The following is a 14,165-nucleotide window of genomic DNA, read 5'->3' on the forward strand; positions in this document are numbered from 1 at the left end:
TAGCCGTCCCAGCGTCCGAAGCGTGAGAGATGACACGTCCCCGCCGTCTCTCGACCGATGGGACATCTGAGCGTAATCTCTACGGTCACCATCGCAGGATCCGGATCAGTTCGGAGGTCGTCATGGTCGACACCGTCCGCACCGAGACCACCCCGCCCCGGCGCCGTCCTCCGCTCAGATCGATCGTGATCTGGACGCTGGTCGCCGTCGTGGGCGCTGTCGCCTGGGGCGTCGTCGCGCTGACACGCGGTGAGCAGATCTCGGCGCTGTGGCTGCTGGCAGCCGCGCTGGGCTCGTACGCCATCGCCTACCGGTTCTACGCCCGGTTCATCGTCCGCCGGGTGCTGAAGGTCGACGACACCCGCGCGACGCCGGCCGAGACGCTGCGCAACGACACCGACTACCAGCCGACCGACCGGCGGGTGCTGTTCGGTCACCACTTCGCCGCGATCGCCGGCGCCGGCCCGCTCGTGGGCCCGGTTCTCGCCGCGCAGATGGGCTACCTGCCCGGCACGATCTGGATCGTCGTAGGGGTGATTTTCGCCGGCGCCGTGCAGGACATGATCGTGCTGTTCTTCTCGATGCGGCGCAACGGCAAGAGCCTGGGCCAGATGGCGCGCGAGGAGATCGGCGTCGTCGGCGGCGTGGCGGCGCTGGTCGGCGTCTTCACGATCATGATCATCCTGCTCGCCGTGCTGGCGCTGGTGGTCGTCAACGCACTGGCGCACTCGGCGTGGGGCACCTTCTCGATCGCGATGACCATCCCGATCGCGCTGTTCATGGGGTTCTACCTGCGCTCGCTGCGGCCCGGCCGGGTGATCGAGACCAGCATCATCGGCGTCGGGCTGCTGCTGCTGGCGATCGTCGGCGGCGGGTGGGTCCAGGACTCCAGTTGGGCCGACACGTTCACGCTGTCGCCCGAGACGCTGGTGTGGGCGCTGATCATCTACGGCTTCGTCGCGTCAGTGCTGCCGGTGTGGATGCTGCTGGCGCCGCGCGACTACCTGTCGACGTTCATGAAGATCGGGACGATCATCCTGCTCGCCGTCGGGCTGCTGCTGGCCCGGCCGGTGCTGCAGAACGAGGCGATCACCGACTTCGCGTCCCGCGGCGACGGCCCGGTCTTCTCCGGCTCGCTGTTCCCGTTCGTCTTCATCACCATCGCCTGCGGCGCGCTCTCCGGCTTCCACGCGCTGATCGCCTCCGGCACCACGCCGAAGCTGATCGAGAAGGAATCGCAGGTCCGGATGATCGGCTACGGCGGCATGCTGATGGAGTCGTTCGTCGCCATCAGCGCGCTGATCGCCGCGTCCGTCATCGACCCGGGCCTCTACTACGCGATGAACGCGCCGGCCGGATTCCTCGGCGACTCACTGGAATCGGCGTCACAGGCCGTCGCCGGTCTCGGCTTCTCGATCACGCCCGACCAACTGGCCGCCGCGGCCGCGTCCGTCGAGGAGTCGACGCTGGTGGCCCGCACCGGCGGCGCGCCCACGCTCGCCGTCGGCATGTCGCAGATCTTCTCCGACGGGTTCGGCGCCGGCGGCCAGGCGTTCTGGTACCACTTCGCGATCATGTTCGAGGCGCTGTTCATCCTGACGACGGTCGACGCCGGCACCCGGGTCGGGCGGTTCATGCTGCAGGACACCCTCGGCAACGTGTGGAAGCCGATGCGCGACGTGTCGTGGAAGCCGGGCCTCTGGCTGACCAGCGCGGTCGTCGTCGCCGCGTGGGGGTATTTCCTGTACGCCGGCGTCACCGACCCGCTCGGCGGCATCAACCAGCTGTTCCCGCTGTTCGGCATCGCGAACCAGTTGCTCGCCGCCATCGCGCTGACCGTCGCGACCACCATCCTCATCAAGAGCGGCCGGCTGAAGTGGGCCTGGGTGACCGGCATCCCGCTGCTCTGGGACGCCGCGGTCACGCTGACGGCCAGCTGGCAGAAGGTGTTCTCCGACGACCCCAGGCTCGGGTTCTTCGCCCAGCGGGACCGGTTCTCCGAGGCACTGGACAACGGCGAGGTGCTGCCGCCGGCGCAGTCGCTGGACGACATGGAGCAGGTGGTGACGAACTCCACCGTCGACGGCGTGCTGGCGGCGTTCTTCGCGCTGCTGGTCGTGATCATCATCGCCGACGCCGCCCGGGTGTGCGTCAAGGCGCTACGCAACCCAGCCGCCGCCACCAGCACCGAGGCGCCGTACGTGCGGTCGACGCTGGTGGCGCCGTCCGGGCTGATCCCGACCAGGGCCGAACGCGAGCTGATGGCGGCCGCCGCCCGCGGCGACCGGGAGGGGGCCGGATGACCGCGCTGCTGGGCGCCGTCGGACGCGCCGCCGCCGGTGTGTGGTGGTACCTGCGCGAGGTCAGCGGCGAGACCGCCTACGATCGCTACGTCGAGCATTGTCGCCGGCACGATGCGGCGGGGCGGGTGCTGTCGAGGCGCGAGTTCGAGCGTCGCCGGCAGGACGACCGCGACCGGTCGCCGCAGCAACGCTGCTGCTGAGGAACCCTGCCGGTCCACCGAGCGTTCATCCGCAGGGGCGCCGTGCTCGTGGTGACGGGCGCCCGAGAGGTGGACGTGCAACGCAATCGTGTGAAGGCCGTGCTGCTGCTGGCCGGGCTGTCGGGCCCGGCCCTGCTGGCCGGCTCGTGGCTGGGGCCGGTCGGCCTGTTCGTGGCGGCGGTCGTCGTCGTGGTGCTGAACTGCTACGTGGTGCTGCGCTCCGACGCGATCGCGCTGCGGGCCATGCGCGCCTACCCCGTCAGCGAGGCCGAGCAGCCGGTGCTGCACCGCGTCGTGCGGGAGCTGACGGCGCGGGCGCGGGTGCCGATGCCGCGCCTGTACGTCAGCCCGACCCGCGCGGTGAACGCGTTCGCCACCGGCCGCGACCCCGCGCACGCCGCCGTCTGCTGCACCGAAGGGATCCTCGACCTGCTCGACGAGCGTGAGCTGCGCGCCGTCGTCGGGCACGAACTGGCGCACGTCCGCCGCGGCGACACCGTCGTCTCGTCCACGGCGGGCGCGGTGGCCAGCGTCGTCATGGTCGCCGCCGGCCTCCGCGTCCTCGGCGGCGGCCGCGACGGTGGCCGGGCCGGCCCGGTGGGGCGGGCGCTGCTGACGGTGCTCGGCCCGCTCGCCGCCGCCGTCGTCCGCGCCACCGTCGCCCCGTCCCGCGAATACGAGGCCGACGCCGAGGCCAGCCGCATCACCGGCGACCCGCTCGGCCTGGCCGCCGCCCTGCGCAAGCTCGACGCCAGCACCCGTCGGCTGGTGCTGCCGCCCGAGCGCGACATCGTCGCCACCAGCCACCTGATGATCGCCAGCCCGCTGCAGCAGACCGGCATCGCCAAACTGTTCGCCTCGCACCCCCCGATGGCCGAGCGGGTCGCCCGGCTGGAACAGCGGGCCGGCTACCGCCGCTGAGACGACCCGGCGCGTTGCCACCCGCTACCATCGGCCACACCATGATCACGGCCCGGCCAGGCAGGAGGTCGAGCCGGTGCCGCTGCACGCGTTCGTCGATGAGTCGTTCTCCGGCGACTATGTCGTCGTGGCCGCCCTCGTCCCCGCTGGGAAGGTGAATGCGGCCCGGGCGGCACTGCGCGCTGTGCTGCGACCTGGTCAGCGGCGTATTCACTTCAAGGACGAGCGGCCACCTCGCAAGGACCGGGTGCTCTCGGTCATCGACCACCTCGAGGTCACCGCGACGGTGTACGTGACCACGAACGAGCGGAAAGCCCGCGGCGTGTGCCTGGAGCGCATGGTGCCCGACCTCGCGGCCGCCGGAGTCTCCCGGCTGGTGCTGGAGCGCGACGAGTCGCTGGCGCGATTCGATCGGCAGGTGCTCGCCCGGCTGGCCCGGGAGTACTGTCCCGACCTGGTGTACGAGCACCAGCGCGCTCATAGCGATCTGCTGTTGTGTGTGCCCGACGCGATCGCATGGTGCTGGGCCAAGGGCGGCCATTGGCGTGACCGGGTGGCCGGCTGCACCACCGAGATCCGGGTGTAGAAAGCGCGAAACCCCGCTCACCAGTCGTCCGGCTGGCTGCGGGGTTCACTTCCCACGGGCTACTGCCCTGGCACTGACCAGATTACGGCCACCGGCCGGACAAATCCAGTCCAGGGCGATCGGAGACGCAGCGCCCCGGCCCGTGCGCGAAGGGCACGGACCGAGGCGCCGGAGCGCGCGACGGCGGCCGTCAGTTGGCGGCAGCGGAACCGAGGTCGGGGTTGTCGGTGAAGAAGCCGTCCATGCCGGCCTCCAGGAAGACCTGGATCTCGCCCTCGACGTCGCCGACGGCGTTGGGGTCGGCGGACGAGCGGAACTCGGCCGGCAGGAACTGGTTCTCCCGGCGGAAGGTCCAGCCGTGCACCTGCAGCCCGGCCCGGTGCGCGTCGCGGATGACGGGGGTGGGCGCGCCCAGGGTGCCGTCGGCGTCGCGCGGGATCATGACGTTCTTCTCCAGGCCGACGCCGTCGGCGTAGCGGGCGATCGCGCGCAGCCCGGCCGCCGTCGCGAGGTCGGCGTAGGTGCGCGGGTCGCCGGCGGCGACGAGGTCGTACGGCGCGCCACTGGAGCTGATCAGCTGGGCCAGCGGCACCTCGGTCATCCGGTCCAGCTGCTTCAGGTTGCCGGTCTCGAACGACTGCAGGATGACCGGCGCGTTCCGGTGGTTCATCCCGTTCCCCCGGAGCTGCGCGACCAGCGGCTCCTCCAGCGACAGCCCGATCGAGTCGAAGTACGTCGGATGCTTAGTCTCCGGGTAGACGCCGACCGGCCGCCCGTCGCAGGTGCGGGAGGTGCGGGCCAGGTCCAGCACCTCGTCCAGCGTCGGGATCTGGTAGAGCCCGTCGAACGCGGTGTTGGCCGGACGGGTCGCCGGGATCCGCTCCTTCGCCCGCAGCGTGCGCAGCTCCGCGAGAGTGAAGTCCTCGGTGAACCAGCCAGTGACGCTGACGCCGTCGATCACCTTCGTGGTGCGCCGCGAAGCGAACTCGGGCCGGGCGGAGACGTCGGTGGTGCCGCCGATCTCGTTCTCGTGCCGGGCCACCAGCACGCCGTCCTTCGTCGAGACGAGGTCCGGCTCGATGTAGTCGGCGCATTGCAGGATCGCGGTCTCGTACGAGGCCAGCGTGTGCTCCGGCCGGTAGCCGGACGCGCCGCGGTGCCCGACGACGGTGACGCCGTCGTCCGACGGCCGGGACGGACGCAGGTCGACGATCGCCATTTCCGTGTCGTCGGGGCTGCCGGTGACGCGCGCGTCGTTGCCCGGGTAGTTGTTGTCGTTGCCGATCAGCATGCGGCCGTCCTTCAGCCGCAGCACGGTCTCGAACGACTGCACCGGCAGCGCATACGTGTCGCCCAGGCCATAACCCTCGCCGGCGTCGATGCCCAGCGGGTTGTCGACGCGCAGCGCGTCGAGCACCAGCGTCTTGCGCACGTAGCCGTCGGTGTCGCGGCGGTTGAGGTCGATCTCGTAGACGCGCTTGACGACGGACTGGTCGCCCTCGAAGTCGTCGCGCTCGATGATCCAGAACTTCCCGCGACTGACGGTGAAGGCGTCACCGACGACGTTGGCCTCCTGGTGCGTCTGGTAGCTCCAGGTCCGGCCGGTGTACGTGCCGCGGCGGGTGTCGAACTCGTGGATCTCGCGGCGCCGCTGGTCGGGGTCGTCGACGTACGCGCCCTCGACGATCGGGTAGAGGTACCGCCCGTCCGGCGAGGCGGCCATCGCCTCGAAGCCGCGGCTGGACCGCACCAACGGCGTCTCGCCCGGCGCGAGGTACGGGCTCTGCGGCGACTTCAGCCCGCCGGGCAGCGGGACCGGCGGCTCCAGCAGCGTGCCGTCGGCGGCGAAGTGCAGGATGAACGGGCCGAACTCCTCGCCCACCCAGAACGTGCCGTCCTTGGCTCGGACGAGCGACTCGATGTCGAAGTCGGCGCCGGTGAGCAGCCGGTCCGGCGTCGACTCGTGGACGATCGGGAAGTCCAGCACGTGGTTGCGGTCGTTGTACTGGACGAATCGCTCCACCTCGATCTCGCCCGAGCCGCCGTCGCCGGTGTCCCAGTCGGGCCGCACCAGGTAGTTGCGCAACAGGAAGTCCGCCGAGTTGCCCTTCGAGCCGAACCCGTTGTCCGGCTGCGCCCAGAACGTGCCGTCGCCGTTGTCGGCCATGGCCGAGAAGCCGGGGATGACCTGGCCGTCCCACGGGCCCTGGCGCCCGTTTCCCGGCGACGCCAGGGCGCCCGAGGGCGGCCCTTCGGCCAGGTGGTCTGCCGACAGGGTGGCCCGCCCCTCGAGGACGGGGTGCGTGACGGAGCCACGGCTGGGCGGCTCGTGTTCTCCGGCGGCCGCGGCTGCCGGGAGCAGCAGGGTCGCGGCGACGGCGGCCGCGACGGAACGCGCGAGTGGAGTTCTCATCCGCTGATCACAACGGCGTCCCGCGACGACGACGCGACGTCGTCGTGAACGCCGCCCGGCGCACGGCCGAAGTCCCCGCGAACGGCCGCGTCATGTCAGGTGCCGGACGAAGAACTGGTTCCCGGCGTCCCCCTCGAACCGCGGGACGCCGGTGTGCCCGCCCATGTTGGCGTGGAGCGTCTTCTCCTCGCTGCCGAAGGCGTCGAACAGGTCCAGTGCCTGCTGCCGGTCGTTGCCTTCGTCGTCCCACTGCAGCAGGACCAGCAGCGGAATGGTGACCTGCCGGGCCTCGTCGAACAGGGCACGGGGCACGAAGCTCCCGGCGAACAGCAGAGCGGCCGAGATACGCGGCTCGACCACTGCCAGCCGGATGCCGATGGAGATCACCCCTCCCGCGTACCCGACCGGGCCGCCGATCTCGGGTAGCGCAAGGAGAGCGTCGAGGGCGGCCCGCCATTCCGGGGCCGCCGTGTCGACCAGCGGGAGGACGAGCCGGTCGACGATCTCGTCGTCGACCGGCCGGCCGGCCCGCACCGCCCCCTGCAGGTCGGCGCGGGCCTGCTCGGCGACGGCGGAACGGGGCCGGTCACCGCTCCCGGGGAGCTCGATGGTGGCCGCGGCGAAGCCCTGCGCCGCGCAGTGCAGCGCCCGGGCCACCAGCCGGGGGTACATCGTGCGCAGCCCGCCGGGGTGGCCGAGCAGGATCAGCGGGACCGGCGCGGATGCGGAACCGGGCGTCCACATGATGCCGGGGATCTCGCCGAGGGTGAACTCGCGTTCGAGGACGCCGTCGTCGAGGCGCTGTTCGGAAGTGAATCGCATGGTCGTGCCTTTCGGGAGTGCTCGTGAACGGCGCTCCCGGACGACCTATCGCCCGACCGTGACCCCGGAGGGGAGCACCCATGTCGATACTGCGTTCACGGGTACCACCTCCTCGTTCGCTCGCACGGCCCTCGGAAGATTAGCAGGTCAGCGACGCCGTCAGCGGTAGTTGATGAACTGGACGGCGAAGTCGAAGTCCTGCTCGCGCAGCATGGCCATGACGGTCTGCAGGTCGTTCTTGCTCTTCGAGGAGACCCGCACCTCGTCGCCCTGCACCTGCGTCTTGACGCCCTTGGGCGCGTCGTCGCGGATGGCCTTGGTGATCTTCTTCACCTGGTCCTGGTCGAGGCCGTCCTGCAGGGTGGCGTTGATCTTGTAGACGGTGCCGGACACACGCGGCTCGCCGGCGTCGAGCGCCTTGAGCGAAACCTTGCGCTTGATCAGCTTGTCCTTGAAGACGTCGAGCACGGCGTTGACGCGGTCCTCGGCGGATGCCTCCATCTCGACGCCCAGCTCGCCCAGCCAGCGGATCGAGGCGCCGGTGCCACGGAAGTCGAAACGCTGCGCGATCTCCTTCGATGCCTGGTTCAGCGCGTTGTCCACCTCCTGCCGGTCGACCTTGCTCACCACGTCGAACGACGACTCGCTAGCCACGTCGGCTCCTTCTGGATCTCTCGAGCCCGAACCGATTGTCCGGCGCCCTCCGCACTGATGTATTCTCTCACCGGTCCCAGCCAATGGCGGGGAACCACCCGGCAGGTTGCCCGAGCGGCCAAAGGGAGCTGACTGTAAATCAGCCGGCACAGCCTACGCAGGTTCGAATCCTGCACCTGCCACGCCTCTCGAGGACAGTGAGCGAACGTCCCGGCCCGGCCGGTTCGGGACGTGAACTCCGCAGCCGAACGGCCGATTTCGCACCACGGCCCCAGGTTGTGTAACCTCATCTGGCGCACGCCCCAATAGCTCAGTCGGCAGAGCGTCTCCATGGTAAGGAGAAGGTCTACGGTTCGATTCCGTATTGGGGCTCTGGTGAGGCTGCGCCGTTTGCGCGGCGCCGACTCCCTTCGGCGGGGTAGCTCAGGTGGTTAGAGCAAACGGCTCATAATCGTTGTGTCGCGGGTTCGAGTCCCGCCCCCGCTACCACCAGCCCGGCCGTCGCATTCGCTCGATTGGGTGCGACACGACCAGGTCGGGTACCCTTGCACGGTTCCGACGATCCAGACGTCCCCGAAAGAGGCACCCGTGGCCGCCAAGAGCGCTGACATCCGTCCCAAGATCACCATGGCCTGCACGGAGTGCAAGGAGCGCAACTACATCACCAAGAAGAACCGGCGCAACGACCCCGACCGGCTCGACTTGAAGAAGTTCTGCCCGCGCTGCCGCACGCACACCGTCCATCGCGAGACCCGCTGACGCGTTCGCGTCCGGCTCGTGGCCAGGGTCTCCCGTCGGAGCCCGGCCCTGGTGACGGTAAGTTCAACGCATGCCCATTGATCCCTCGGTCGCCGGCCGGGTCTACCCTCCTCAGTTCTACGAAGTGAGCCGGGAGAAGATCCGCGAGTTCGCGGAGGCCATCGGCGACGCGAACCCGGCGTACGTCGACACCGCAGCGGCCCGCGGCTACGGACACGGCGACGTCGTCGCGCCGCCCACCTTCATGATGATCATCGTGATGAACGGCTTCGACCTGCTGATGAAGGACCTGGGCATCGAGTTCGCCCGCGTCGTGCACGTCGACCAGCGCTTCACCTACTCGCGGTCACTGTCGGTGGGCACCCGGGTCGAGGCGACCACCCGGCTCGACGGGGTCCGTGCCGTCGCCGGCAACGACCTGCTGAAGATCCGCACCGAGGTCCGCGACGAAGAGGACGGCACGGACATCTGCCTGTCCGAGGCCACCCTGCTGGTGCGGCCCGAGGACTCCGACGGGGGGAGACGCCAGTGACTGAGCGGGTGACCGAGCAGCTGGCCGTCGGCGACGTTGTCGCCGACCACACGTATTGGATCACCCGCGAGAACCTGGTCCGGTACGCCGGAGCCTCCGGCGACTTCAACCCGATCCACTGGAACGAGCGGGTCGCGACGTCCGTCGGGCTGCCCAACGTCATCGCCCACGGACTGCTGACGATGGGGCTGGCCGGCCGGCTGCTCACCGACTGGCTGGGTGACCCCGCCGCGGTGGTCGAGTACGGCGTCCGCTTCGCCCGCCCGGTGGTGGTCCCCGACGACGACATCGGCGTCGCGGTGCGCGTGGCCGCCACCGTCACCGACGTCCGCGACGACGGCCTGGTGGCGCTCGAGCTGACCGTCAAGGTCGACGAGCAGAAGGTGCTCACGCAGGCCCGGGCGCTGTGCCGGCTGCCGGCCGACCGGCCGCCGGGGTCGTAGCGACGAGGCCGCGATGCGCGAACTGACCGACGTCGCCCTCTCCGGGCTGACCACGCTGCGGCTGGGCGGGCCGGCCAAGCGGGTCGTCGAGGCCACGACCGAGGACGAGCTGATCGGCCTGGTCCGCGACTGCGACGAGCGTGGCGAGCCGGTGCTGGTGGTCGGCGGCGGCTCCAACCTGGTCGTCGACGACGCCGGGTTCGACGGCACGGTGGTGCTGGTCGGCACCCGCGGCGTCGACGTCGACGCGAGCGCCTCCTGCGACAGCGGCGCGCTCGCGGCCTGCGGCGGGGTCCTGCTGACGGCGGCCGCCGGCGAGCCGTGGGACGAGCTCGTCGCGTACACCGTCGCGAACGAGTGGCCCGGCATCGAGGCGTTGTCCGGCATCCCCGGGCTGGTGGGCGCCACCCCCATGCAGAACGTCGGCGCCTACGGCCAGGAGGTCGCGCAGACGGTCTGGACGGTGCGCACCTACGACCGCCAGGACCGCCGCGTCCGCACGTTCGCCAACGCCGACTGCCGCTTCGCCTATCGCGACAGCCGGTTCAAGGGGTCCGAGCGCTACGTCGTCCTCACCGTCAGCTACCAGCTGCGCGAGGGGGATCTCGGCATGCCGGTCCGCTACGCGGAGCTGGCCCGACGGCTCGGCGTCGAGGTGGGTGGGCGGGCGCCGCTCGCCTTGGTGCGCGCCGCCGTCCTCGCCCTGCGCGCCGGCAAGGGCATGGTGCTCGACGTCGCCGACCACGACACCTGGAGCGCCGGGTCGTTCTTCACCAACCCGGTGCTCACCGAGGCGCAGGCCGCGGCGCTACCCGACGGCGCGCCGCGGTTCCCGGCCGGCGACGGCCTGGTGAAGTCGAGCGCGGCGTGGCTGATCGAGCACGCCGGGTTCGGCCGCGGCTATGACGGCGGCCGCGCCGACGTCGCACTGTCGACCAAGCACACGCTGGCCCTGACGAACCGCGGTGACGCCAGCACGGCCGACCTGCTCGGCCTCGCCCGCGAGGTGCGCGACGGCGTCCGCTCCGCCTTCGGCGTCGAGCTGGTGCCCGAGCCGACGCTCGTCGGCTGCTCCCTCTAACTCGGGCGGAAGACGCCGTCCGGGTCGTAGCGGCGCCTGACCTCGCGCAGGCGGGCGGCGTTGGCGCCGTAGTAGGCGAGGTCCGGGTCGGCGAGGCCGCGATCGGCGAAGTTCGCGTAGACGCCGCCGGTGCCGTGCGGGCCGAGGGTGTCGCGCATGGCGCCGGTCCAGTCGCGGGCCTCGGCGTCGGCGTCGGGTGCGATGGCGAGGTGGTGGACGGCGTAGCGGGCCCGGCGGTGCGGGAAGGCGGTCGCGTCCGGAGCGACGTCCGTGTCGCCGCCGCCCCAGGGCATGAACCCGACCTCGCGTTCGGCCGGACCGGCCGCGAACAGCGCGAGCAGGGCGGCGACCGTGTCGTCGGGCAGCGGCTCCTCGAAGAACTCCGACGTGGCGTAGAGGTGACGGGACGGGTCGGCGGTGTCGATGGCGCCGGCGAGGTCGCGGGCGGAGTCGAGGTACGACAGCTCGGCGGCCTCCGCGCGCACCGGCTCCGGCAGGCCGTCGCAGAGCTGGTCCAGGGCCGCGCGCGTCTCGGCCTCGGTGCCGGCCATCGCGCCGTGCAGCGCCACCTCGTCCGGGTAGAGGCCGGCCTCGGCGCACAGCCGGGCGGGCGCGTCGACGGCGCGGTCGAGCCAGGCGCGCAGCACGACGCCCGCCGCGGCGGCCGGCCAGGTGTACCGGAAGTTCGTCATCGGCGGCGCCGGGACCGTGCGGAACTCCATCGACGTCACCACGCCGAGGCCGCTGGTCCCGCCGCCGCGGACCGCCCAGAACAGGTCCGGTTCGTGGTCGTCGTCGGCCACGAGCACCGCGCCGTCGGCCGTGACGACCTCGGCCCGGACCAGCTGGTCGCAGGTCAGCCCGTACTGGCGGCTGAGCATGCCCCAGCCGCCGCCGAGCGTCAGCCCGCTGACGCCGACCGTCGGGCAGGTGCCGGTCGGCATCGCCCGGCCGTGCGCCCCGAGCGCCTCGACCAGCGCGGCCAGCCGGACCCCGCCGCCGACGACGATGCGGTCGCCGTCCACCTCGATCGAGTCCATCGGCGACACGTCGACGACGAGACCGGGCGTCGAGGAGAGGCCGGCCGCGCAGTGCCCGCCGGACCGGACCGCGATCGGCAGCGCCTCGCGGCGCGCGAACCCGATGGCCGCGGCCACGTCGGCGGCGCTCGTACACCGGAGCACCGCGGCCGGCGCCGGGACGCCGTCGTGCGCCGTGAACGGCCGCGCCCGGACGGCGGCGTCGAAGCCGGTGTCCTGCGGGAGCAGGAGCGTACCGGCGATGTCGCCGCGCAGGGTGGTCCAGTGGTCGGGGCTCACGGCGGTCACGTCCTCGCGTCGTCACGGTCGTGTGCCCGCCGGTCTCTGGTCCGGACTCGACCGAAGTTACTCCAGTGTCAGCGTGTAGAGGTCGCAGCGGTCGCCATCGATCGTCGTCTGCGTCCAGAACGCGAAGCCGAGCTTGCGGGCGACCCGCTTCGACGGGCCGTTCTCGGGGTCGATGATCGCCAGCAGCTCGCCGGTGTACGTCCGGCGGGCGTGCTCCAGCAGCGCCGCGCTGGCCTCGGTGGCATATCCGTGGCCGCGCGCCTCCGGCACGAACCGGTATCCCCACTCCAGCCAGTCCCGGCCGTCGATCTCGATGTGGTCGACTCCGGTGTAGCCGACGACGCGGCCGGTGGCCCGCTCGACCACCGGCTGCTTGCCGAACGGGATCGTCCGGCAGACGTCGGCCATGTGGTCGAAACGGGCCTCGGCCTGCTCGGCGGTGAGCACCGACGGCGCGAACGCCATGAACTCCTCGTCCTGGAAGAGCTCGACGAACCGCGCGCGGTCGGGCTCTTCGGGCGGGCGCACCAGCAACCGGGCGGTCGTGACGGCGTCGGTCATCGGCTCATCCTAGATGAGTGAGTCCGATTTGATCTTGGGATGTTGTCGCTGCCGGTAGCCACCGATCCATGATCATCCAAGTTTTGGGGTGCTATCACGCCACAAAACCTGGATGACCATGAGAGCGTCCGGACGCGGTGATGGCGACGCCGATCACGGCCCCGGCCAGCGGGACCAGCAGCGCCGTCCGGAACGTGTCCAGGTCGGCGCCGGCCGGCCCGCTGCCGCTGACGACCACCGCCGTCACGACGGCCAGCCCGAGCGCGGCGCCGAACTGGAACGACGTCGTCAGGACGCCGCTGGCCAGGCCCTGTTCCTCCGCGGCGACGCCGTCGGTGGCGGCGATCGTCAGCGGTCCGTAGGCGAGCGCGAACGCCGTGGTCAGCAGCAGGAGCGACGGCAGCATCGCCGCGTACGTCCAGTCCGCGCCGACCCGCAGGAACAGCGCGTAGCCGATGGTGGCCAGCATCAGCCCGGCGACGATCACCCGGCCGTTGCCGAACCGGCGGACCAGCACCGGCGTCAGGGTCGGCGCGAGGATCGCGTCCAGCCCGAGGATCATCAGCGCCAGCCCGGTCTGCAGCTCCGACCAGCCGCGGTACTCCTGCAGGTAGAGCACGGCGATGAACTGGAACCCGACGAACCCGGCGAGCAGCAGCATCGCGCCCGCGTTGGCCCGCACCAGCGGTGCGGACCGCAACAGCCCGAGCCGCAGCAGTGGCGTGCTCGAGCGCCGTTCGATCGTCACGAACAGCGCCAGCAGCGCGACGCCCGCGGCCGCCGTCGTGGCCGTTCGGCCCGCGGACACCTCCGGCAGCATCACGACGGTGTAGACGAGCAGCAGCATGGCGGCTGTGAGGCTGAGCGTGCCGCCGACGTCGTACCCGCCGCCGGTCCGCGCGGCCGGAGTGTCGTGCGGGATCAGCCGCACCCCCGCCACCAGGATGGCCGCCGCCAGCAGCACCGGCGCGAAGAACACCCAGCGCCAGCCGATCGACGTCAGCAGCCCGCCGATGACCATGCCCAGCGAGAAGCCGCCGGCCGCGATGCCCGCGTAGACCAGCAACGCCTGGTTGCGCTGCGGCCCCTCGGTGAACGTCGTCGTGATGATGGACAGGCCGGCCGGAGTCAGGAACGCCGCCGCGACGCCGGTGACGAACCGCGCGACGATCAGCATCCAGCCGTCGGTCGCCAGGCCGCCGAGTCCGGAGAAGAGCAGGAAGACGGTGAGCCAGAGCACGAACATCCGCCGCCGGCCGAGCAGGTCGGAGGCCCGGCCGCCGAGCAGCACGAAGCCGCCGTAGCCGAGCACGTACGCGCTCACCACCCATTGCAGCGACGACGTGGACAGGCCGAGGTCGGCCCGGATCGAGGGGAGCGCGACGCCCATCATCGAGACGTCGAGGCCTTCGAGGAAGATCGCGCTGCTGAGCACGATCAGGATGGCCCAGCCGCGGCCGGTGAGCCGGTCGGCGGGTGCCGTCGGGGTTGGCACGGAGCGCTCCTTCATGGTTATCAGGATGAGGGTCGGTTACTTCTTGTCACTGACCGCATCTTCCGGC

At 71.2% G+C, this 14,165-nt stretch carries 14 protein-coding genes and 3 tRNA genes; 11 read left to right on the forward strand and 6 right to left on the reverse strand.

What is annotated here, in order from left to right; translation table 11 throughout:
* Positions 1 to 122: 122 nt before the first annotated feature.
* The 4 genes from ACW62_RS22010 (at position 123) to ACW62_RS22025 (ending at position 4,010) form a co-directional block, all read left to right on the forward strand.
* On the forward strand, positions 123 to 2,303 hold the full coding sequence (locus tag ACW62_RS22010; RefSeq protein WP_053206260.1) for a carbon starvation CstA family protein: 2,181 nt from the start codon (positions 123 to 125) through the stop codon (positions 2,301 to 2,303).
* Positions 2,300 to 2,503 carry a YbdD/YjiX family protein gene (locus ACW62_RS22015; RefSeq protein WP_157574906.1) on the forward strand — a complete coding sequence of 68 codons (204 nt, stop codon included), beginning with the start codon at positions 2,300 to 2,302 and terminating at the stop codon, positions 2,501 to 2,503. The genes ACW62_RS22010 and ACW62_RS22015 overlap by 4 nt, the downstream gene beginning before the upstream one ends.
* A gap of 69 nt (positions 2,504 to 2,572) precedes the next feature.
* Complete coding sequence (locus tag ACW62_RS22020) at positions 2,573 to 3,424, forward strand: M48 family metalloprotease (protein WP_053206361.1); 852 nt, start codon at positions 2,573 to 2,575, stop codon at positions 3,422 to 3,424.
* A 76-nt stretch (positions 3,425 to 3,500) separates the two neighbouring features.
* Positions 3,501 to 4,010, forward strand: coding sequence for a hypothetical protein (locus ACW62_RS22025; RefSeq protein ID WP_053206261.1), 510 nt, complete (start codon positions 3,501 to 3,503; stop codon positions 4,008 to 4,010).
* A 190-nt stretch (positions 4,011 to 4,200) separates the two neighbouring features.
* On the opposite strand, the gene ACW62_RS22030 is transcribed toward ACW62_RS22025, so the two are convergent.
* The 3 genes from ACW62_RS22030 to ACW62_RS22040 all read right to left on the reverse strand — a co-directional run bounded on the left by ACW62_RS22030 (position 4,201) and on the right by ACW62_RS22040 (position 7,899).
* Complete coding sequence (locus ACW62_RS22030; protein ID WP_053206262.1) at positions 4,201 to 6,423, reverse strand: esterase-like activity of phytase family protein; 2,223 nt, start codon at positions 6,421 to 6,423, stop codon at positions 4,201 to 4,203.
* A 90-nt stretch (positions 6,424 to 6,513) separates the two neighbouring features.
* Entirely contained in the window at positions 6,514 to 7,245 is a 732-nt protein-coding gene (locus ACW62_RS22035) for a dienelactone hydrolase family protein (RefSeq protein ID WP_053206263.1), read from the reverse strand.
* A gap of 159 nt (positions 7,246 to 7,404) precedes the next feature.
* Positions 7,405 to 7,899, reverse strand: coding sequence for a YajQ family cyclic di-GMP-binding protein (locus ACW62_RS22040; protein WP_053206264.1), 495 nt, complete (start codon positions 7,897 to 7,899; stop codon positions 7,405 to 7,407).
* 100 nt (positions 7,900 to 7,999) lie between these two features.
* On the opposite strand from ACW62_RS22040, the gene ACW62_RS22045 reads away from it, so the two are divergent.
* From ACW62_RS22045 to ACW62_RS22075, 7 genes are all read left to right on the forward strand, one after another.
* Positions 8,000 to 8,081: transfer RNA gene (locus ACW62_RS22045), tRNA-Tyr, on the forward strand.
* A gap of 117 nt (positions 8,082 to 8,198) precedes the next feature.
* Positions 8,199 to 8,271 (forward strand) — tRNA-Thr (locus ACW62_RS22050).
* Positions 8,272 to 8,311: 40 nt separating this feature from the next.
* Positions 8,312 to 8,388: transfer RNA gene (locus ACW62_RS22055), tRNA-Met, on the forward strand.
* Between the two features lie 99 nt (positions 8,389 to 8,487).
* Entirely contained in the window at positions 8,488 to 8,658 is a 171-nt protein-coding gene (gene rpmG, locus ACW62_RS22060) for a 50S ribosomal protein L33 (protein ID WP_026877526.1), read from the forward strand.
* Between the two features lie 70 nt (positions 8,659 to 8,728).
* Entirely contained in the window at positions 8,729 to 9,190 is a 462-nt protein-coding gene (locus tag ACW62_RS22065; protein ID WP_083460036.1) for an FAS1-like dehydratase domain-containing protein, read from the forward strand.
* Positions 9,187 to 9,633: a MaoC family dehydratase gene (locus ACW62_RS22070; RefSeq protein ID WP_053206265.1), complete on the forward strand. Its 447-nt coding sequence runs from the start codon at positions 9,187 to 9,189 to the stop codon at positions 9,631 to 9,633. The genes ACW62_RS22065 and ACW62_RS22070 overlap by 4 nt, the downstream gene beginning before the upstream one ends.
* Before the next feature lie 13 nt (positions 9,634 to 9,646).
* The gene (locus ACW62_RS22075; protein WP_053206266.1) at positions 9,647 to 10,714 is read left to right on the forward strand and encodes a UDP-N-acetylmuramate dehydrogenase; all 1,068 of its coding nucleotides are present in this window, start codon (positions 9,647 to 9,649) and stop codon (positions 10,712 to 10,714) included.
* On the opposite strand, the gene ACW62_RS22080 is transcribed toward ACW62_RS22075, so the two are convergent.
* The 3 genes from ACW62_RS22080 to ACW62_RS22090 form a co-directional block, all read right to left on the reverse strand.
* Positions 10,711 to 12,042, reverse strand: coding sequence for an FAD-binding oxidoreductase (locus ACW62_RS22080; protein WP_053206267.1), 1,332 nt, complete (start codon positions 12,040 to 12,042; stop codon positions 10,711 to 10,713). The genes ACW62_RS22075 and ACW62_RS22080 overlap by 4 nt on opposite strands.
* A gap of 57 nt (positions 12,043 to 12,099) precedes the next feature.
* Positions 12,100 to 12,603 carry a GNAT family N-acetyltransferase gene (locus ACW62_RS22085; RefSeq protein ID WP_053206268.1) on the reverse strand — a complete coding sequence of 168 codons (504 nt, stop codon included), beginning with the start codon at positions 12,601 to 12,603 and terminating at the stop codon, positions 12,100 to 12,102.
* A 94-nt stretch (positions 12,604 to 12,697) separates the two neighbouring features.
* Entirely contained in the window at positions 12,698 to 14,098 is a 1,401-nt protein-coding gene (locus ACW62_RS22090) for an MFS transporter (RefSeq protein WP_205629525.1), read from the reverse strand.
* Positions 14,099 to 14,165 lie beyond the last annotated feature (67 nt).

It is taken from the genome of Jiangella muralis, from assembly GCF_001270745.1.
In the GTDB taxonomy this organism is placed as follows: Bacteria; Actinomycetota; Actinomycetes; order Jiangellales; family Jiangellaceae; genus Jiangella; species Jiangella muralis.

Bases quoted from the DNA above. Each gene is read 5' to 3' on its own strand.
- ACW62_RS22030 (WP_053206262.1), bottom strand. From the start codon at position 6,423: ATGAGAACTCCACTCGCGCGTTCCGTCGCGGCCGCCGTCGCCGCGACC.
- ACW62_RS22065 (WP_083460036.1), top strand. From the start codon at position 8,729: ATGCCCATTGATCCCTCGGTCGCCGGCCGGGTCTACCCTCCTCAGTTC.
- ACW62_RS22010 (WP_053206260.1), top strand. From the start codon at position 123: ATGGTCGACACCGTCCGCACCGAGACCACCCCGCCCCGGCGCCGTCCT.
- ACW62_RS22015 (WP_157574906.1), top strand. From the start codon at position 2,300: ATGACCGCGCTGCTGGGCGCCGTCGGACGCGCCGCCGCCGGTGTGTGG.
- ACW62_RS22075 (WP_053206266.1), top strand. From the start codon at position 9,647: ATGCGCGAACTGACCGACGTCGCCCTCTCCGGGCTGACCACGCTGCGG.
- ACW62_RS22035 (WP_053206263.1), bottom strand. From the start codon at position 7,245: ATGCGATTCACTTCCGAACAGCGCCTCGACGACGGCGTCCTCGAACGC.
- ACW62_RS22085 (WP_053206268.1), bottom strand. From the start codon at position 12,603: ATGACCGACGCCGTCACGACCGCCCGGTTGCTGGTGCGCCCGCCCGAA.